We start from the raw sequence: 20,112 nt of genomic DNA, 5'->3' as shown, positions 1-20,112 counted from the left end.
CTATGCTGACGCGTGGCTGAAGATGTCGTGATCGGCCCAGCCAGCCATGTCGAGCCGTGCACGCGTCGGTAGGAAGTCAAAACACGCTTGCGCCATCTCGGTGCGGCCCTCGCGCGCCAAACGCTCAACCATCACTTCGTGCAGGCGGTGAAGGAAACGCACGTCAGACGCGGCATAATCGCGCTGCGCTTCGTTGATTTCGGGCGCGCCCCAGTCAGAACTTTGCTGCGCTTTGGAGATTTCGCCGCCAAGCAATTCGACCACCAGATTTTTGAGGCCGTGCCGGTCGGTATAAGTCCGGGTCATTTTGCTGGCGATCTTGGTGCAGAATACGGGGCTTGCTTCGACGCCGAGATAGTACTCGATTGCCGCGAGATCGAACCGTGCAAAGTGATAGAGTTTGAGCCGCTCCGGATCGGCCAGAACCGCTTTCAGATTGGGGGCGTCATAGTCGCTGCCGACTTTGAAACGCACCAGATGCTCGTCCCCCTGACCATCGCTGATCTGAACGACACACAGCCGGTCACGCGCGGTGATAAGGCCCATCGTTTCGGTATCAACGGCTACGGGGCCGGGTGCGAGCACGCCTTCGGGGAGGTCTTCTTCGTGGAAATATACTGCCATGGGCTTCCTTTAGGCCGATTGGGGATTAAGGGGAAGAGCTTGCTGGCGGGGATGCATCGCAAGCAGTAGACTGCCCAAATGGCGAGTGAGAGCATTCCCGAAAGCTGGCAGCCCGTTTTGGAGCCGGTGCTGGCCACGTCTGAAGCGCGTAAGCTGGGCGGGTTTCTCAAGGCAGAGGAAGCCGCGGGTAAGCCGATCTTCCCGCCGCGCGGGCAAAGGCTCCGCGCGCTCGAACTGACGCCGCTCGACCAAGTCAAAGTCGTAATCCTCGGGCAGGATCCTTACCATGGCCCGGGGCAGGCGCATGGCCTATCCTTCTCGGTCCCTGAAGGTGTGAAAGTGCCGCCGTCGCTGGACAATATTTACAAGGAACTTGCCGATGATCTCGGCGTCACGCCGCCTGGCCACGGCAATCTGGAGCATTGGGCACGGCAAGGCGTGCTCCTGCTCAACAATTCGCTGACGGTCGAGGCGCACAAAGCGGGCAGCCACGCAAAAATGGGTTGGAGCGCCATCACCGATGCGGTCGTGTCTGCCGTCGCCGAGCGCGACGAGCCGAGCGTATTCATTCTTTGGGGCAGCCATGCGCAGGGCAAAGCCGCGCGCATTCCTGCGCTTGCTGAGTCAGATCGCCATCTGGTGCTCAAAAGCGTCCATCCCAGCCCGCTCTCTGCCTATCGCGGGTTCTTTGGCTCGAAACCCTTCAGTCAGGCCAATGCCTTTCTGGAAACCAATGGCCGCGGAGCGATTGATTGGTGACTGAGGAAGAAGCTCTTGCTGCCCTCCAATCGCGCCTTGCTCAATTGGAGGAAGAGGACCGGATTAGCGCAGAATCGCGCGGGCCGGTTACGCTACAGCAAGACAGCGTCGGCCGGCTCAGCCGGATGGATGCGATGCAGCAGCAGGCGATGGCGCTCGCTTCCGCAAAACGGCGCGAAGCCGAAAAGGGTCGGATCAAAGCAGCACTCAAACGCGTCGATGAGGGCGAATGGGGCTATTGCCTGACTTGTGGTGAGGAGATTGCTGCCGCGCGTTTGGAGAACGATCCGTCCGTTAGCCAATGCATCGGCTGTGCTGGGAAAGCAGCGTAGACTTCAGAAGCGCGCCGTCACTCGCATCCCGGCTGTCACGCCAAAATCGCGGACCGTCACTGCCGAGTCGACCGCTTGGATATTGGCGGTGACGCGCAAATTCTTCGACAGACCGAATGTGTAGAATGCCTCGACACCTTCCTCGTCTTGTAAGGCTAGGCGATTGTTCAGCGCATCGACCAGTCCGTTCGCCAGCGAATAGCGGAAATAGGTGAGGCCGAAGCGGTCCTGCGGGCGCGCCTTCGGATTGCCGCCGATCCCGATAAAGCCGCTGGCATCGAGAAATGTCGGGTTACCGTTTGAGACATAGACTTGCCCGAAAATACCGATCCCGTTGCCTGGATTGGCTGCGTCCTCAGCCAGGAATTGCTGGAACGCAAATACGCCCGCCACTTCACCTTTGCGGTTGCCGAAATTGGAGCCCGGTGCAGGAATTAGCGCGGCAGGAAGTGCTTCGGTTGCCAATTCGCTACGTGATGAGGCTGCGAGCTTCAGCGCGTAATAACCACGCTTGCCGCCAATTTTGACCGGGAAAGTAACCGAAGCCAGCATTCCGATGCCTTTGGAGAAGGGATCTTCCAGACCGCTGCGCCGCGATTGCAGCTCGGGATCAAAAACGAGCAAGCGGTAGAGCACTTTTTCCGTCGGCACATTGAGCACTGCGCCGGTGATCGACCCTGGCACAATCGCGCTAGGCGGCAATGCTGTTGCGAGGTTCTGAAAGCCCTCATGCCCGCCGCCGCCCTGAATCGGGATACGCGCAGCCAGATCGAGAATATTGACTTTACCTACCGTCAACGTGGTCCCGCTTTTCCAACGCTTAGTGACATTAACCGAAAGGTCGAAGACATCGCCCTCGCCGGGATAGAACAGCTGCGTATTCTCCGGGATCAGCCCGATCGCGCCATTGCTGCTTTCGCCATATTTGAATTCAGGGTGAAAATGCAGCGAGATGCTGTCGTCCAATCCGAACAGGCTGCCTTTGACGTCGACATAGGCATCGACTTTGCCGCCATAGCGGAGCGTGCTCTGCGCATCGCCCGATACGGGAACGTCCGCGAATTGCGACCATATCAGTTTGGTAGTGATTGGTTTGGGTGGCTTCTTTGCAGGCGTTTCAGGGGCTGGGCCTTGCGGCAATTCCGCATCGCTATCGGCTGCTTCTAGGGGTTGATCCGTCACCCTGATTGTGCCGGTCGCGCTATCCCGCGCTTTGAGGATGACGGTGTCCGGTCTATCCTGCGCGTAGACAGGCAATCCGGCAAAACACAGGCTTACCGCGCCGAGCATTACCAAGCCGCGCATCGGAGCGCGCTTATTGGCTGCATAATATGAAACGGCGCTTCTGATCATACACTCAAAATCTATGCGGATATCGGCGGTAAAGTGCCGCTGAAACCCTCGTCCCATTGGTTCACGTAACGCACGCCCTGACGTTACGTATTCTGTACTTCAATATCGCTATACGCCGGATTTATACAAGAAAACCAGTTCTATGTAAGAAACGCGACATTGAGCCATGTTGTGTCACACTTATGACAACGGTCGCGGAGTCTCACAGCATCATGCAGCTCTACTGGTCCGGCGCATCGGCAAGAAGGATATGGCCAGCGCGAGCAGCATCATGGCAAAGGCTGCCCAGCCATTCGCGGCGCCTGACGGCATCGTATAAATCAGTAAAGCGCCGTTGCCGCCGGGAATAATCGCTGCGGATGCCCCCATCATACCTCCACCGACAAAGCATCGCGCCCATTGTCTTAGGCAGGGCGCTTGCACCGCAAATCGCCCGGATCTGAGCGCGGCGAAAAGGGCGCCACCAACGAGTGCAAACGCTCCGGCAATTGCTTTGATGCTGGACGAACTTTGGCCATTCTCAGCCAGTGCTGCGCTTTCTCTCCCGATGACTGCGAGATGGGTCCAACTGCCTGCCAGTGCAAACAGCAATCCGCCGAGTACTCCGATTACCAGCATCGCAGTAAAGGGGCGTAGCAACGCGTCGTTGCGCGTGAAAATGCTCTTGAGATTCTGCAAATGCCGGCGTCGCAGCGCGGGCTGCGCGAAGATTGCAAATAGACCAAGGGCGACCAGCCCCCAAGGCAACGGACTGGCCAATATCGAATTGGTTTGCCCATCCATGGAAGGCTGTAAGCCGGTAAAGTCCTTGATCGCCAACGCCGCACAAATCGCTCCAATGATGGTGCCGGAAAAATTAAGCTCCCCGCCGCTCAGCCGGTTGAGCGTGCCGAAGGCGCAACCGCCATTCACTCGCGCGCCGAGCCCGAACACAACACCGGCTGCGAGCAACGTCAGCGTGACGGGGGCATTAGGGGACAGAACTTCGATATCGGGCAACAGCCAGGCGAGCGGCAGAAGCACTACGCCCGATGCCGCAGCGGCCACGGCAAATGCGCGCACCCGTAGAGATTGTCTCGCAATTACCCATTGGTACGTCGCATCAACCAAGCAGATGCTGCCGCGGCGGATGCAGAACCCGATGGTAAAGGCCATCGCGATCGCAAGCAGTGATGAGATGATGTCTATCGGTTCGATGCGTGTTTCCAGCTCATTTGCATGCAGACGCTATGCATCTACGCCGCAAATGTCCAAAGGTTAGCCCCGCCGAGCAGCCCTGTTAGCGTGGAAGTTCGCTCGATCCCATCAACGCTTCATCGACGGCGCGCGCGCATTGACGGCCCTCGCGGATGGCCCACACGATGAGTGATTGCCCCCGCCGCATATCGCCGCATGCGAACACATTCTTCTCGCTTGTTGCATAGTCATTGGTGTCGGCGGCAACATTGCCGCGTCCGTCCAGATCCACGCCCGCGCGGTCGAGCAAGCCTCGGCGGCGGGGGCCGGTGAAGCCCATGGCGAGCAGGATCAAATCTGCAGGCAAAGTGAACTCGGTGCCTTCGACTTCCACCATTTCGCGGTCTTTCCACTCGATCCGCACGCATTCGAGGCCAGCGACCTCGCCATCTTCTTCAATGACGCGTTTAGCCAGCACCGACCAGTCGCGCGCTGCGCCCTCCTCATGGCTGGATGACGTGCGCATCTTCATTGGCCAATCGGGCCAAGTCAGGGCTTTGTCTTCCTTTTCGGGAGGCTGCGGCATGATCTCGAGCTGTGTCACGCTTTTCGCGCCTTGGCGGTTCGAGGTACCAACGCAGTCAGACCCAGTGTCACCTCCGCCTATTACGATCACATGCTTGTCGGTTGCGGTCAGCGTGCCGCGCGGAGCCGCACGCACTTCATCGTCACCAGCATTGCGTTTATTTTGCTGCGTTAGGAATTCCATAGCGGCGCGTACGCCGGGCAATTCTGCACCCGGAATATCGAGCATCCGCGGTTCTTCAGCGCCGCCTGACAGGACCACTGCATCAAAGTTCTCTTGCAGAGCCTTGAAGCTGATCTCCACGCCGACTTCGGCAGAGGTTTTGAAAGTCACACCTTCGGCTTCCATCTGCACGCCGCGGCGATTGATAAGGTGCTTTTCCATCTTGAAGTCGGGAATGCCGTACCGCAGCAATCCGCCGATCCGGTCGCTCTTTTCAAACACGGTTACGGCATGGCCGGCACGCGCCAATTGCTGTGCGCAGGCAAGGCCAGCGGCACCTGATCCGATAACCGCAACAGCTTTCCCGGTTTGTTTTTCGGCGATTTGCGGCTTGATCCAGCCTTCTTGCCATCCGCGATCTACAATGGCGCATTCTATGCTTTTGATCGTTACCGGCTGGTCGATAATATTCAGTGTGCAGCTTGCCTCGCACGGAGCGGGGCAGACGCGGCCGGTGAATTCCGGGAAGTTGTTGGTGGAGTGCAAAACCTCCAGCGCGTTCTTCCAGTCGCCCTCGTAAACCAGATGATTCCAATCGGGGATGATGTTGTTTACAGGGCAGCCATTGTGACAGTACGGGATGCCGCAATCCATGCAGCGCGAGGCCTGGCTTTTCAGCTCGGACTCTTCGGGTTGAACCACAAATTCCTTGTAGTTCTGCACCCGCTCTGACGGATCGATATAGTCACGGTCGCGCCGGTCGAGTTCGAGAAAACCTGTGTCTTTGCCCATGTTCTTTACTCTGCTGCCACCGTCGCGGCCTCTTCACGCTCGGCCTCTAACTGGCGGAGCGCGCGGGCATAATCGCGCGGCATAACTTTGACGAATTTCGAAAGTGTGTTGTCCCAATCATCGAGCATGCGTGCCGCCCGGGCAGAGCCGGTATGCAGCTTGTGCCGCTCGATCAGGATTTTCAGTCGCTCTGCATCATGGCGCAGCATGTCGCCCACGCCGAAATCATTGACGCTGGTGCCGCGCTGCTTCGGACGCCCTGTGCCTTCTTCAGCATCGGGTTCTGCGGAGATTGGCAGCAGGTCGACTTGCGCCAGATTGCAGCGCTGATCGAAAGTGCCTTTGGGATCGTACACATAGGCAACACCGCCGCTCATGCCGGCCGCAAAGTTGCGCCCTGTGCGGCCAAGCACCACGACTGCGCCGCCGGTCATATATTCGCAGCAGTGATCGCCGGCGCCCTCGACCACAGCGATTGCGCCCGAGTTGCGAACCGCAAAACGTTCGCCAGCGACGCCCTCGAAGAAAGCTTCGCCGGCAATTGCGCCGTAAAGCACGGTGTTGCCGACAATGATGTTCTGGCTGGGGTCGCGATCGACGCCTTCCGGCTGGCAGACAATGATGCGTCCGCCCGACAGGCCCTTGCCAACATAGTCATTGGCATCGCCGGTCAGCTTGAGCGTGACGCCGTGCGCGAGCCAGGCAGCAAAGCTCTGCCCTGCGACGCCGGTAAAATTGATGCGTATCATATCGGGTGCGAGGCCCGCATGGCCATGCGCCTTGGCAATCTCGCCCGATAACATAGTGCCCGCCGTCCGGTTGACGTTGCGGATATCCATATCGAACTGGACCGCTTCACCATTCTGGATCGCCGGTTGGCATTTGGCGATCAGCTCATTGTCGAGCGCATTGGCTAGGCCGTGATCCTGAGTTTCGGTGTGGAAGAACTCTTTGTCGTCGTCGATTTCGACTTGATGGAGCAATTTGCCGAGATTTACGCCGTCAGCCTTCCAGTGGCGATTGACGCGCTTGGTATCAATCCGGTCGACACGGCCGACCATTTCCTCGACCGTGCGGAAGCCCATATCGGCCATGATCTGGCGCAGCTCTTCGGCGACGAAGAAGAAGTAATTGATCACATGCTCGGGCGTGCCAGTGAAGCGCTTGCGCAGAACAGGATCCTGCGTTGCAACCCCGACCGGGCAAGTATTGAGGTGGCATTTGCGCATCATGATGCAACCTGCGGCGATCAGTGGCGCGGTGGCAAACCCAAACTCATCCGCGCCGAGCAATGCGCCAATCGCGACATCACGCCCGGTCCGTAGCCCGCCATCGACTTGCACCGCGATCCGGCTGCGTAGATCGTTGAGCAGCAGTGTTTGCTGCGTTTCAGCAAGGCCAATTTCCCACGGACTACCTGCGTGGGTTAGGGAGGTAAGCGGGCTCGCGCCCGTACCGCCTTCATAGCCCGAGATGGTCAGGTGATCGGCTTTCGACTTTGATACGCCTGCGGCGACGGTACCAACCCCGACTTCGGATACCAACTTGACCGAAATGCGCGCCTCTGGCTGCACGTTTTTGAGATCGTGGATCAGCTGTGCGAGGTCTTCAATGGAGTAGATATCGTGGTGCGGCGGCGGTGAAATCAGGCCAACGCCGGGTGTTGCATGGCGAACCGCGCCGATCACTTTGTTGACCTTGTGACCAGGCAATTGCCCGCCCTCGCCAGGCTTGGCACCCTGCGCCATCTTGATCTGGATGTCGTCCGAATTGACCAGATATTCGGTCGTCACGCCGAAGCGGCCCGATGCGACCTGTTTGATTCGGCTGCGCATCGAATCGCCATTTTCCATCGGTGTGAAGCGGTCAACTTCTTCGCCACCTTCACCGGTGTTGGAGCGCCCACCTATACGGTTCATGGCAAGGGCGAGGGTAGTATGCGCTTCACGGCTGATTGAGCCATAGCTCATCGCACCGGTAGAGAAGCGTTTCACGATGTAAGAAGCCGGTTCTACCTCGGAAATATCGATAGGTTGCTCAGCAGATTTGAGTTCCATCAATCCGCGAATGGTTAGCAAGCGCTCGGACTGCTCATTAACCGATTTGGCAAATTCTTCGTAATTTTTTGGATCGTTGCCGCGCACCGCATGCTGCAGATTGGCGACATTGCCGGGTGTCCAAGCATGATCTTCGCCGCGCAGGCGGTATTGGTAGATTCCGCCGACATCGAGCATGCCTTTGTAGAGCGGGTTATCGCCGTAAGCGACTGCGTGGCGGCGGACAGATTCCTCCGCCACTTCCTGAAGGCCAATGCCCTCAATAGTTGTCGCTGTGCCTTTGAAATAACCATCTATCAGATCGGAACTGAGGCCGACCGCGTCAAAAATCTGCGCGCCGCAATAAGATTGGTAGGTCGAGATGCCCATTTTGGACATGACCTTGAGAATGCCTTTGCCAACCGCATTGATGTAGTTGGCTTCGACTTCGGCGGGCTCCAGATCAGGCAAACGATCGGCGCGCAGACGCTCAAGTGTTTCGAAAGCAAGATATGGATTGATCGCTTCCGCGCCATAGCCTGCGAGAACACAGTAATGATGCACTTCGCGCGCTTCGCCGGTTTCGACCACAAGACCGGTCTGCATCCGCAAACCTTGGCGAACAAGGTGATGGTGGACAGCGGCGGTCGCCAGCAATGCAGGCATGGGCACGCGGTCTGGCCCTTGTGCGCGATCGGACAGGACCAAGATGTTATGATCTTGCAGCACTGCCTCGGTTGCAGCCCAGCACATCTCTTTAAGCGCGAGCGCGAGGCCTTCTGCACCTGTCGCTGCGTCCCAGGTGATGTCAATCGTCTCGGTACGAAACGCACCGTCCAGAGCAGATTCGACCGATCGGATTTTGGCCAGATCTTCGTTGGTCAGGATCGGCTGAGACACTTCTAGGCGCTTGTGCAAACCGGCATCCCGGCCCAGCAGGTTAGGGCGAGGGCCGACCATCGATAGCAGGCTCATCACCAGCTCTTCGCGGATCGGGTCAATCGGTGGATTGGTCACCTGCGCGAAGTTTTGCTTGAAGTAATCGTAGAGCAGGCGGCTCTTGTTGGAGAGGACTGCCAGCGGCGTATCGGTTCCCATTGAACCTATCGGATCGCCGCCATCGCGCGCCATTGGCTCGAGGAATTTGGTGATGTCTTCCTGCGTATAACCGAACGCCTGCTGCGCCTGGAGCAGCGTGGGCGTGTCCTGATTCTCGTCCTGCGGCAGCTCGGCAAATTCGGGATCGACTACGGTCAGATCCTCGAGCTTATATTGCGCCTGATCGAGCCATTTGGCGTAGGGCTCCGCTTCGGAGAGGCCGGCCTTAAGTTCCTCGTCCTCGATGATTCGGCCTTCTTCGAGATCGATCAATAGCATCCGGCCCGGTTGCAGGCGCCATTTGCGAGTGATGTCTTCTTCGGCAAAGGGCAGAACACCGCTTTCGGATGCAAGGCAGACAATATCATCTTTGGTAACGCAGAAGCGCGCGGGACGCAGGCCGTTGCGATCCAGCGTTGCGCCGATCTGGCGGCCATCGGTAAATGCGACTGCAGCGGGACCATCCCATGGCTCCATTAATGCTGCATGATATTCGTAAAATGCGCGCCGTGCCGGGTCCATCAACGCATTTTTGCCCCATGCCTCGGGCATCAACATCATCATTGCATGGGCGAGGCTATATCCGCCCGCCAATAGCAGTTCGAGCGCGTTGTCGAGGCACGCGGTATCCGATTGGCCATGCGGGATCAGCGGCCACATTTTGTCGAGATCCGAACCGAGAAGCTCGCTCTCCATCGTCCGGCGGCGGGCATTCATCCAGTTCACATTGCCGCGAACGGTGTTGATCTCACCATTATGCGCAATCAGACGGTAAGGGTGTGCAAGGCGCCAGCTTGGGAAAGTGTTGGTCGAGAAGCGTTGGTGCACCAAACCCAGCGCCGAGACGCAATCTTCGTCTCGCAGATCATCGTAAAACGAACCAACTTGGTTGGCAAGAAGTAGTCCTTTGTACACAATGGTACGGCTCGAGAAACTTGGGATGTACGTCTTTGTAAGGTCAGGCAGGCCATGCTTCTCGGCATGTTTTGCCAGCGGATTGAGCGTTTGCTTGCGGATCACGATTAGCTTCCGCTCGAATGCATCCTGATCGGCGCAGTTCTCGCCGCGTGCTATTATGCATTGCTGCATGACTGGCATAGTTTCGACAACCGCGTCGCCCAAACCGTCGAGCGTAGTCGGCACATCGCGCCATCCGATAACGGCCTGGCCTTCTTTAGTGACGAATTTCTCGAGCTGCTCGGTGACAAAGGCACGCGCCGCTTCGTCTTGCGGCATAAAGCACATTGCCACCGCATAATCGCCCGGCTGCGGCAGCATCTTGCTTGTACTGTCAGCCCATTTGCGGAAGATCGGATCGGGAATTTGTAGTAGAATGCCAGCGCCATCACCCAGTAACGGGTCCGCGCCAACCGCGCCGCGGTGGTCGATATTATTGAGAATTTCGAGCGATTGGGAAACGATCGAGTGGGATTTCTTGCCTTTGATATGCGCGACCATGCCGACGCCGCAGGCGTCATGTTCGTTACGCGGGTCGTACAGCCCCTCTGGCGCAGGGTATCCCATTCATCATCCTATCATGTCAGGTGCTGGATCCCGGGCTCCCACAGCCCGATCCGGCAATGTTCCGCTTCTCCGCATGCGTAAAGGCACGAGAAAGTGTCGCGGCAGACCGTAATGGCGACATGATATGATTTTTGCAACTGCGAACAGGCAAGATATCGTATGCACGGCAATAGTTTGCCGATGGGTTTATGGTAGCCAAAAGGAAGGCCTGCAGAATACCATCGGCAGGCCTGCTCTGTGACGTTACGGTATCGCCGATTGACCGGTGTTTGGGCCGTTGTTTACGCCGCGCCGCTCATCCTTTGTAGCTTTTCAAGCGCTTCGCGCAGGGCACGTTCGGTATCGCCCGGATTGGCGGCCACCGGCTGTTTGGTCGGACCGTTTGCCGGGGATTCGCCCGGTGCATCAAATGGCCGGGCCGCAGGCACTTTTGCAGTATCAGCGACTGTTTCCGTTGCAGGATCGCGTGTGGGGCCATCGACCGCTGGTGCAGCCCGCCGTTCCGCGCCCGGGAAAACCACCTCAGGTTCAGGCGGTCCGTCGAAATGCTCGTCATCTTCCACGCGGACAAATTCTTCGCCTGATGCAAACGGGCTCTTCATTGCGAGCAGTGAACTGTAGGCGCCGCTATCTGCGTCATCGCCCTGTGCTGCCGCATCATCACTTTCGTTCCGGACCACTTCACGTGGTGAAGGGCTTGGCGAAGGAGTGAATGACGGTGTTACTGATCGAATCGACAACGACAAGGAAGGCATGTCGTCGGCTTCGTCCTCATTCTCGGTCTCGTCCAGCCCAACGGGCTGCATCGATACGGGAATCACGGGTTTGGTAGTGATTTCTTGCGGTGCTGTCACAAGTTCGGCTTGTGCGACAGTTGCTGCGGCTGGCTGTTCGGCAGCTTCGCTTGCGAAAAACTGTGCAACTGCATTTCCTGCATCCTCCGGCTCGGATGGCACGAACGGTGCGGCAGAGGCCGCCATATTGCTGCGCTGAAATACCAGCGGCGCTGCTTCGTGGTGCCGTTCTTCGGCTGCGGCCTGCGCTTTCGCCTCTGTTTTCGCCTGCATCGCGAGCGCAAAGCGCTCGACCAGCTCGACCATTCCCAGATCTTTCAGCGGCTTGGTGCGAAGGTCGTCATTCGTTTCCGTAGCGACATCCGCAATTGCAGGTTGCGCGGCTTGCTCGGGAGCTGGCGGAGCAACTTCGTCCTGAGTGAGTGACCCGGCACTATCTTCGCGCATGAAGCTCGTAGCCGCATTAAACTCGTCAACCGTTTCCATCGGAGCGGCAAATTCACCGTTCGGGTGGGAAGGCGTACGGCGTCCAGCCAGCGGATTGTAAGCCTGCGGCATATCCTCGGCCGGCGCAGCCTCCTGCGCGTTAAATTGGGGCGCGTTGAATTTTGGCGGGTTCGATTGATCGGTCATAGTTCCGAGTTCCTCTCGCAGTTCGGCAAGCGGGTTTTGTGCCGCTTGCAGTGCGTCATATGGGGGTTCATTAGTTTCGGCTTCGTCGAGCGGTTGCGCGTCTAATGTTTCGAATTCATCAACGATGGATGCGCTAGCACCTATGTCGAGATGATCTTCAACGTGATCGGTGTTCGTTAGCTGCGCTAAATCAAGTGGCGGTTCGGCATTTTCCTCGGGTTTTGCCGACGTAATGTCCTCTGCAGCATCCTCGACGGTGTCATCATCAAACTGATCGACCATCGCCTTGCCACCGGGAAGTGGAGCAGCCTCTAAATATTCGCTGGGGCCGCTATCATCGGTTACCGCGAGTGCGCGACGTTTGCCCGAATAGCTGCCTTCTGATGGAGCGTGATCCGCGACCGGCTCGTCCAGACCGGCGTCACCCAATTCCTCGTGGGCTGAAATGGGTTTCTTAGCACCCATACTTGCGTGATCTGCATCAGAGCTGCGACCGAAAACATCGCGCTCCGGCGTATCGTTAGCCTGTGCAGCTGAAACTCTGCGGGCAATCAGCAGGCCGGCAATTGCACCACCCGCAGCTGCGAATACCGCAATCGCGATGCGCGCTGTTGCTCCAAGAGGGGGCTGCGCAGCGGAAATCAGCGAGGAAATGCCGGTCGCGGTGACGGCTGTTTCGAACAAGGCGACGGGCAGAACCAAGCTGCCGATCCCCAACAGAGCGGCGAACCACAGCGCTACTACAACCGGAAAATACGGGTGCGCGCTAATCGGTGCGCCGCTAGGCACCTTGCCGCTCATATTCGTCTTTTTGGTACCCAACATTCGTTAGTCCTGCTGCCTTGCGGGAGGTCGCTGTGCTCAGGCAGCAGCAGTGATTTCCCCATTGGGAACATGGGCTAGCAAATGATGGTAAACAGATTGATAACGATAAATATTCTGCGCCCAATCATGGTTGTTTCCAACGTGATCGCGAGCGCGCTCTTTCATCGCCTGCCAATCGGACCGGTTGTCGATGAGGTCGGATAGGGCGGTAGCAATCCCGGCCGGATCATCGGCTGGCATCAACACACCGCTGACACCGTCTTCGATAAGTTCATGATGCCCGCCAACATCGGACGCGGCTACGATCCTGCGCTGCGCCATGGCTTCGAGCGGTTTGAGTGGTGTGACCAGATCGGTGAGGCGGCTGCGTTTGCGGGGATAGGCCAGCACATCGATCAATGAGTAGTAGCGCTCGACTTCTGAATGCGGGACCCGCCCGGTGAAATGGATCGCATGCGCAGCTGGCGAAGCGGCGGCTTGTATGCGCAAGGCTTCATCGCGCGGACCACCGCCAACTAGCAACAGCTGTGTTCCGGGCTGCTTCTTTTGCAGGTCGGGCATGGCGGCGATCAGATCGTCGAGACCCTCGTAATCGTAGAAGCTGCCGATAAACCCGATTACTGGTGAGTCGCTGAGTCCCAGATCGCTTGCTAGCGTATCATCGCGCGGCGGTGGGTCGCCAAACAGCGCAAGGTCTACGCCATTGGGCGAAATACCGATCTTGCCGCCGTGGAAGCCGCGCTCGATCAGATCATCGCGCAGGCCTTCACAGATAGTGAAGACCGCATCGGCTCCGGCGACCACACGATTTTCCAGAGCGCGCGTCATCCGGTATTTAAGCGAGCCTTCGCTTCCCGTCCCATTGCCGACCGCAGCATCTTCCCAGAAAGCGCGGATTTCATAGACCAGCGGAATGCCCAGCGCTTTCGAGGCTTTGAGCGCGGCATGACCGCACAATGCAGGTGAGTGGGCGTGTAGAATATCAGGCCGCCATTCTTCGCAAACCTGTTCAATCGCTTTGGCAAGCGCACCAATTTCACGCCACTCGCGCACGCCGACTGGCCCGTCGGCTTCGCCAGGTGTGCGGTAGAATGTCAGGCCATCGGTTTCTTCGACGGCGGGGCCATCAGCCGCATGACGCTGTCCAGTGATCCCGCGTACGTCCAATCCGGAAGCTTGCTGGCTCTTCAGAATAGCGCGCGTGCGGAATGTGTATCCGCTATGCAGCGGCAGCGAATGGTCGAGAACATGCAATATCCGGGTCATCGCCCGTGGCCTTAGCGCGGTAAACTTAACGCGCCGTCAACCAACCCCCGTTAAAGCGCGCATCACCGTGATTGACTATTTCGCCCTCGCTTTGACGCATGGATTGATCCTGATTGCGCTGATCCGCATCGCGGGACGGCCAGAGCTGGACCGTGAACCAAGTGCCGATCCAAAGCGTGCGCGGCCAAGCAACGGCACAAGCGCGGAAAGCGCCTCTGACGATGATTGATCTTGCACTCTTTGCGTTTATCGCAGCGGTAATGCTGATCGGATTTCGCCGGCCGTTCGTGTGGGTGCTGGCCTATATCTATGTCGATATCCTCAGTCCGGGACGGATGGGCTACACGATTATGCCGGCGATCCAGATATCGCTGATCACGTTTTGCGCTGCCTTTGCCGGATGGGCGCTGACCGATTCCAAGCGCGAAGCGCGTTTCACGTTGCGGCAGGCGCTGATGGCGATCTTGTTGATGTATTGTTGGTGGACGACCTCCAATGCTGATTTCCCGATCTTCGCAGGAGAGAAATGGGAATGGGTTTGGAAAGCGCTGTTCTTCGCAATCTTCCTGCCGTTCACGCTGACGACCAAACTGCGCATCGAAAGCGCGCTGCTGGTCATGCTGCTCAGTGTGGCTGCGATTGTCATCAGCGCCAGCATCAAAGTTGTTCTCGGCGGCGGTGGATATGAGCGGAACCTGTTCTTCGTGAATGATAATAGCGGGATATACGAAAGCTCCACGCTCGCCACGGTGGCGATTTGCAGCATTCCTGTGATCTTGTGGTTTGTCCGTTATGGCACGATTTTCAAGCCCGATTGGCGCGTGAAGACTTTTGCCTACGCGCTGATATTTGCGTGCTTGCTAATGCCGATTGGCACCGAGGCGCGGACTGGTTTGGTGTGCATTGCCGTATTGATGGTACTTGCCCTGCGCGATGTGAAGCGCCGCCTGACATTCCTCGTCGCCGGCGCAGCTCTGGTGGTGGTCTCGCTACCGTTTATTCCGCAGAGCTATTATAATCGCATGTCCACGATCACCAGTCATGAAGGCGATCAATCGGCTTCGACCCGTGTCGCGGTGTGGATGTGGACGCTCGATTATGCGCAGGACAATCCGATGGGCGGCGGGTTCGATGCTTATCGAGGCAACAAATTTGTCTATGATATGCCCGTCACCGAAGAGAATATCGATGGCAACACCTTGTCGATCGAATACCGCGAAGTCATTGATGAAGGGCGCGCTTATCACTCGGCGATATTCGAGATGCTTGGTGAACAAGGCTGGCTAGGTCTCGCGATCTGGCTTTGGCTGCATGCTCTTGGCCTGTGGCAGATGGAGAGAATTCGCCGCCGCTGGCGCAAACGTACTGGCGAAGACGAGCAATGGCAGGCCCCGCTTGCGACGGCATTGCAATATGCGCAGATTATCTACCTGGTCGGCTCGCTGTTCCAAGGGATCGCGTACCAGCCTTTCATTCTCATGCTGATTGCGCTGCAATGCGGGCTGTGGAGCTACCTCAAGCGTGTCGATACGGTGCAGGCGAAGCCACAGACGATCGGATCAAAGCTGGCGGAAAGCAGGGCTGGCGGATCGCTGAACCTGCCAGATCCGGCGTAGCGCGCAGAGCCTGTTAATTAGCGCGTTACTGAGCCGCCGCCCAACGTTCGGAACCCCAGCGGGCGATAAGCGCATCCATGGCATCCCGTTCAGCGCCTCCAAGTGTGCTGTAATCCTTGCACCCCGCCGGTTTTTCGAAACAGGCCTCGCCACGGTCAAAGCGCAGTGAAATAACGCCAAGCGCCGGGCCCACCGTGCCGATCGCGGTCGGCTCATCCAACGGGCCGATATGCATAAAGGGCGCAAAGCTCGCTTGTTCTGGAACGGTAGAACCGAGAAGACGATGGAGTATCCGGCGATAATCGCTGATCGCTATGGGGCCTTCAACGCCCTCAATTGTCCGATTGCTGACGAGGAAAGTCCCGTATTGCAGGCGGTTGATCACGTGCCCATGACCAAGAAAACCGTTTTCAAACAGTGCTTCCCCATGATCACCAGTGACCAGTAAAATTGTATTGTCCCATGCCCCGACAGCTTTGAGCCGTTCGATAACAGAACCGAGCGCATCATCGGTATGCGCAACCGCATTCCAGTAGGTTTGCACGACGCGTTCGCGGTTCTCGGCAGATATCTCGCTACGCTCAACTGGCGGTTTGGCGAAGCGTTCTGGAACACCGTCATGGTGATAGGGGAAATGCGGTGATTGGAAATTGAGATAGACGAATTGCGGCTGCTCCCAATCGTCTGTGTTGCCCAATGCTTTGCCAAATTCACGAAGAATGATCTGCTCATCCACCAAGAGTGAACCTTGTGCGGCAAAGCTGAAAGCGCGCTCCTCTTTCAAATTTTCCGCATCGACGAAACTATCGGCGTTCTCGCGCATTCCCACCGCTTCGGAAATGCCGCCAAAGTCCTCCGGCTGCCCCGAGAAAACACCGATCCCGTAGCCGCTTTTCTTTAGCTCGCGGAACAGGCTGGGTGACCCCGGCGGAACAATCAGGCTGCCAGCAAAGATGGACTTAAGCGACTGCGTGGTGAAGCCGACATGGCTATAGGCAGGTGTGATGGCGGAACCCTGTGCCGCCACTGCTTCAAGGTTTGGCGCCACCGGTTTGCCGTCCAGAGTTTTGCCCAGCACATCAAAACGCGTGCTTTCATAGACGACCACAACCACATGCGGCTTATCGCCGTCGACCGTTGTTTCAGGTAGCATTTGCGGGATTGGAACCAGCGTCAAATCACCGCCATAGCCATCCTCATCTATGCCATTGCCCGGTATGTCGAGCGCGAGCGGATGGCGGCTACTATCGAAGGGATGGCTGTCGGTATGAAACCCTGCCAGTCCATAGCCATCGCCGTCAAAATCGGTCGCTTTTGCCAGCGTTGCCGAGACACTTTTCCATGCGAGAATCCGGCCCAGACCTTTCGCTCCGTCGCTGCTAATTTGCGGTATCACGACAATCGCCGCGAAGAGCGCAACCCATGCTACACCGATCCACTTCCAGCCCGGATAATTGCGCGGAGCTGGCTGCATGTCGCCCAAAAATCGGCGCGCCAGTTTGATCGTTACCCACCAGGCCAAACAATATGCGGCGAACGCTGCAAGGCCGAGAGCGATCTCATTCTTTGCAAACAGCAGCGCATCTGTGGTGCTCCCGCCGCCCAATTGTTTGAGCAGGGCAAAGCTTAGCGCATCGCTGAAATAAGAATGGAGTTGATATTGCAGTGTCAGCGCAATCAGACTGAGTCCGCCATAGAGGAATGCGAAATTCACAATTTGCACCGGGCCGCCTGATCGTTTCGAAAGCCATACAGCCAAGCGCCAACCGAGCGCTGCAACGGCAATCTGCGCGCAAACAAAGCCGATGCCGAAGGCGGCGATCTCACCCGATGTATCGACTGCTGATGACTGACCGAAGCCGCCGCTGAACACGCCGTATTTCCGGTCTGCTATAAGCAGCTCTGCCGCGCTCACAGCGAGCACGACCAACAGCGCGTGCAAGCGCGGCCGCGATAGTATGGATATGATTCTGGCCATTTTCGTCCTGACTGGTCGCAATTCGCAGTGGGAAGGCTTTAGCTCAATGTGGTTAAGGCCCCGTTTGCTCTAAATCGGCGCCGCGATGCCGTAACGTCAGGTTGACGTTAACGGAAACTTCGTTGCGCTAGGCTTCGATATGCTCCATGGTGCAGTGCAAGATAACGCATCACCATGGAGAGAAACATGACACCGCAGGATATCGCAGCCAAGGTTGGCGAGGTTATCGGCACCAGCGAATGGGCCGAGATGAGCCAGGAACGGATCAACCAGTTTGCAGAGGCAACGGGCGACCACCAATTCATTCACATCAATGAAGAAGCCGCCAAGATGACGCCGTTTGGCGGAACCATCGCGCATGGCTTCCTGACTCTTTCGATGATCCCTTACCTCGGTGCAGAATCGAACATGCCCCGGATGGAAGGCATCAAGATGGGTGTGAATTATGGCGGTAACAAAACCCGCTTCATCGCGCCCGTCCGCAGCGGCAAGCGCATCCGTGGCCACTGGAAGCTGACCGAAATGGTCGAGAAGCGCCCAGGCCAATGGCAGCAGACTTGCGAAATCACCATCGAGATCGAAGGCGAGGACAAGCCAGCCTTGATCACCGAATGGATCACCATGTTCTTCGTCTAATTTCCAACCCCTCCCCGGGAATAGACCGAATCACAATCAAGTAAGGAGTTCGCCATGCGCGACGCAGTAATCGTTTCCGCCGCCCGTACCGGTATGGGCAAAGCCTACAAAGGCGCTTTCAACTCGACACCGGGCGCCACGCTTGGTGCCTATGCACTCAAGCCCGCTATCGAGCGCGCCGGTATCGAAGCCGGTGAAATTGACGACGTGCTGTGGGGTGCTGCGCTTCAACAGGGTGCACAGGCCGGCAACCTTGGCCGCCAAGTTGCTCTGCGCGCGGGCTGCCCTATTGGCGTTTCGGGCATGACGATTGACCGTCAGTGTTCCTCGGGCCTGATGACAATCGCGACCGCTGCAAAGCAAGTCATCACCGACCGCATGGATATCGTTGCGGCTGGTGGTCAGGAATCGATCAGCCTGGTGCAAACGCCTGAAATGCGCGTGATGCCTGATCCCGAACTGATGGCGATGCACGGCGCGGTTTATATGCCGATGCTGCAAACTGCTGAAACTGTGGCCCAGCGTTACAATGTCAGCCGCGAAGCGCAGGACGAATATGGCCTGCAATCGCAGCAACGCACCGCCGCCGCGCAGGAAGCTGGTATCTTTGACAACGAGATCGTTTCGGTCAGCACCACGCATAAGGTGAAAGACAAAGAGACCGGCGAGATTTCCGATGCCGACGTCACCATCGCCAAGGATGAGGGCAACCGTCCTTCGACCACTCTCGAAGGTCTCCAGTCGCTTCAGCCGGTTCTCGGCCCTGACACCACGATCACTGCCGGTAACGCATCGCAGCTGTCAGACGGTTCTGCTGCTGTCATCGTGATGGAAGCCAAGGAAGCTGAAAAGCGCGGCCTCCAGCCACTTGGCCGCTATGTCGGTATGGCGGTTGCGGGCACAGAGCCTGACGAAATGGGCATCGGCCCGGTCTATGCGATTCCGAAGTTGCTCAAGCGTTTCGATCTGACTGTAGACGATATCGATCTGTGGGAATTGAACGAAGCATTTGCCGTTCAGGTCCTCTACTGCCGCGATACACTCGGCATCGATAATGACAAGCTCAACGTCAATGGCGGCTCGATCTCCATTGGTCACCCATATGGCATGACCGGCGCTCGCTGTGTCGGCCACATCCTGCGCGAAGGCCAACGCCGCAAAGCCAAATACGGCGTCGTCACCATGTGTGTCGGCGGCGGCATGGGCGCAGCGGGCCTGTTCGAGATCTTCTAAGCGCGTTCTAGTTTTGGGCAAACTTGCCAAAACTAACCAAGCGGCTCATTCTCCAAGACAGGAGGGTGGGCCGCTTTGGGTATTATGGAAATTCTGGGGATCGCAGGCAGTGTGAGCCTGCTGTCAGGCTGGCGGCTGTATCTGTCGGTCCTCGCCACAGGTATCGCAATGCAGGCGGGTGTAATCCCGCTTCCGGAGCATTTGCAGAGTCTTCAGGTGCTGGCGAACCCGTGGGTGATGGGCGCGGCTGGTCTTGCGGCGCTGATGGAATTCTTTGCCGATAAAGTCGCGTGGCTCGATAGTCTGTGGGACACGATCCATACATTTATCCGCCCGGTTGGCGGGGCGCTGCTGGCGCTTGCTATCGTTGATCCGTCCGACCCTGCGACGCAGGTTATTTCCTTCGTCCTTGGCGGCGGCGGCGCATTGCTGGCGCATGGCGGCAAGGCCGGCGCGCGGGCGGTCGTGAACACCAGCCCCGAACCGGTCACCAATGTCGCCGTATCGACTGTCGAAGATGTCGCTACTGCAGGCCTGCTCTACGCGGCCTATGAATATCCCTATTGGGCAGGCGGTATCGCGCTGGTTCTGCTGGTATTGACCGTGTGGCTGCTGATGATGGCACGGCGGATCATCAAACAGATTTTCAGCTTTGGGAAAACGCCCAAAGAACTGCCACCGGAGTAGGG

The 20,112-nt window shown here is 57.7% G+C and carries 15 protein-coding genes; 7 read left to right on the top strand and 8 right to left on the bottom strand.

Annotated features, from left to right (window positions below; translation table 11 throughout):
• Complete coding sequence (locus J9777_RS11340) at window positions 1–624, bottom strand: ribonuclease D (protein WP_209348940.1); 624 nt, start codon at window positions 622–624, stop codon at window positions 1–3.
• 78 nt (window positions 625–702) lie between these two features.
• On the opposite strand from J9777_RS11340, the gene J9777_RS11335 reads away from it, so the two are divergent.
• Together J9777_RS11335 and J9777_RS11330 are read left to right on the top strand one after the other, a co-directional pair.
• Window positions 703–1,383 carry a uracil-DNA glycosylase gene (locus tag J9777_RS11335; RefSeq protein WP_209348939.1) on the top strand — a complete coding sequence of 227 codons (681 nt, stop codon included), beginning with the start codon at window positions 703–705 and terminating at the stop codon, window positions 1,381–1,383.
• Complete coding sequence (locus J9777_RS11330) at window positions 1,380–1,715, top strand: TraR/DksA C4-type zinc finger protein (protein WP_209348938.1); 336 nt, start codon at window positions 1,380–1,382, stop codon at window positions 1,713–1,715. Before J9777_RS11335 ends, J9777_RS11330 begins: the two co-directional genes overlap by 4 nt.
• A gap of 3 nt (window positions 1,716–1,718) precedes the next feature.
• On the opposite strand, the gene J9777_RS11325 is transcribed toward J9777_RS11330, so the two are convergent.
• The 6 genes from J9777_RS11325 to J9777_RS11300 all read right to left on the bottom strand — a co-directional run bounded on the left by J9777_RS11325 (window position 1,719) and on the right by J9777_RS11300 (window position 13,960).
• A complete protein-coding gene (locus J9777_RS11325) occupies window positions 1,719–3,020 on the bottom strand; it encodes a carbohydrate porin (protein ID WP_209348937.1) in 1,302 nt (433 codons plus the stop codon).
• A gap of 258 nt (window positions 3,021–3,278) precedes the next feature.
• Window positions 3,279–4,223, bottom strand: a complete 945-nt coding sequence (locus J9777_RS11320) for a YeeE/YedE thiosulfate transporter family protein (protein WP_209348936.1) — start codon at window positions 4,221–4,223, stop codon at window positions 3,279–3,281.
• A 124-nt stretch (window positions 4,224–4,347) separates the two neighbouring features.
• Entirely contained in the window at window positions 4,348–5,784 is a 1,437-nt protein-coding gene (locus tag J9777_RS11315) for a glutamate synthase subunit beta (protein ID WP_209348935.1), read from the bottom strand.
• Between the two features lie 5 nt (window positions 5,785–5,789).
• Entirely contained in the window at window positions 5,790–10,442 is a 4,653-nt protein-coding gene (gene gltB / locus J9777_RS11310) for a glutamate synthase large subunit (protein WP_209348934.1), read from the bottom strand.
• A 281-nt stretch (window positions 10,443–10,723) separates the two neighbouring features.
• The gene (locus tag J9777_RS11305; RefSeq protein WP_209348933.1) at window positions 10,724–12,694 is read right to left on the bottom strand and encodes a hypothetical protein; all 1,971 of its coding nucleotides are present in this window, start codon (window positions 12,692–12,694) and stop codon (window positions 10,724–10,726) included.
• Between the two features lie 36 nt (window positions 12,695–12,730).
• Window positions 12,731–13,960 (bottom strand): TIGR04063 family PEP-CTERM/XrtA system glycosyltransferase, encoded by a 1,230-nt coding sequence (locus J9777_RS11300; protein ID WP_209348932.1) that lies wholly within the window; start codon window positions 13,958–13,960, stop codon window positions 12,731–12,733.
• Between the two features lie 67 nt (window positions 13,961–14,027).
• On the opposite strand from J9777_RS11300, the gene J9777_RS11295 reads away from it, so the two are divergent.
• Window positions 14,028–14,189 carry a hypothetical protein gene (locus J9777_RS11295; RefSeq protein ID WP_209348931.1) on the top strand — a complete coding sequence of 54 codons (162 nt, stop codon included), beginning with the start codon at window positions 14,028–14,030 and terminating at the stop codon, window positions 14,187–14,189.
• Entirely contained in the window at window positions 14,182–15,576 is a 1,395-nt protein-coding gene (locus J9777_RS11290) for a DUF5935 domain-containing protein (protein ID WP_209348930.1), read from the top strand. The genes J9777_RS11295 and J9777_RS11290 overlap by 8 nt, the downstream gene beginning before the upstream one ends.
• A 25-nt stretch (window positions 15,577–15,601) precedes the next feature.
• On the opposite strand, the gene J9777_RS11285 is transcribed toward J9777_RS11290, so the two are convergent.
• The gene (locus tag J9777_RS11285) at window positions 15,602–17,554 is read right to left on the bottom strand and encodes a sulfatase-like hydrolase/transferase (RefSeq protein ID WP_209348929.1); all 1,953 of its coding nucleotides are present in this window, start codon (window positions 17,552–17,554) and stop codon (window positions 15,602–15,604) included.
• A 186-nt stretch (window positions 17,555–17,740) separates the two neighbouring features.
• Here J9777_RS11285 and J9777_RS11280 point away from each other — a divergent pair, with 186 nt between their 5' ends.
• The 3 genes from J9777_RS11280 (at window position 17,741) to J9777_RS11270 (ending at window position 20,110) form a co-directional block, all read left to right on the top strand.
• Window positions 17,741–18,190: a MaoC family dehydratase gene (locus J9777_RS11280; protein ID WP_209348928.1), complete on the top strand. Its 450-nt coding sequence runs from the start codon at window positions 17,741–17,743 to the stop codon at window positions 18,188–18,190.
• A gap of 54 nt (window positions 18,191–18,244) precedes the next feature.
• Complete coding sequence (locus J9777_RS11275) at window positions 18,245–19,423, top strand: acetyl-CoA C-acyltransferase (protein WP_209348927.1); 1,179 nt, start codon at window positions 18,245–18,247, stop codon at window positions 19,421–19,423.
• Between the two features lie 75 nt (window positions 19,424–19,498).
• The gene (locus J9777_RS11270) at window positions 19,499–20,110 is read left to right on the top strand and encodes a DUF4126 domain-containing protein (RefSeq protein ID WP_209348926.1); all 612 of its coding nucleotides are present in this window, start codon (window positions 19,499–19,501) and stop codon (window positions 20,108–20,110) included.
• Window positions 20,111–20,112 lie beyond the last annotated feature (2 nt).

It is taken from the genome of Pontixanthobacter sp. CEM42 (assembly GCF_017812015.1).
GTDB lineage: Bacteria > Pseudomonadota > Alphaproteobacteria > Sphingomonadales > Sphingomonadaceae > Pontixanthobacter.
Note: the sequence above shows the minus strand (reverse complement) of the source record. Positions and strands in the feature narration are given on the sequence as shown.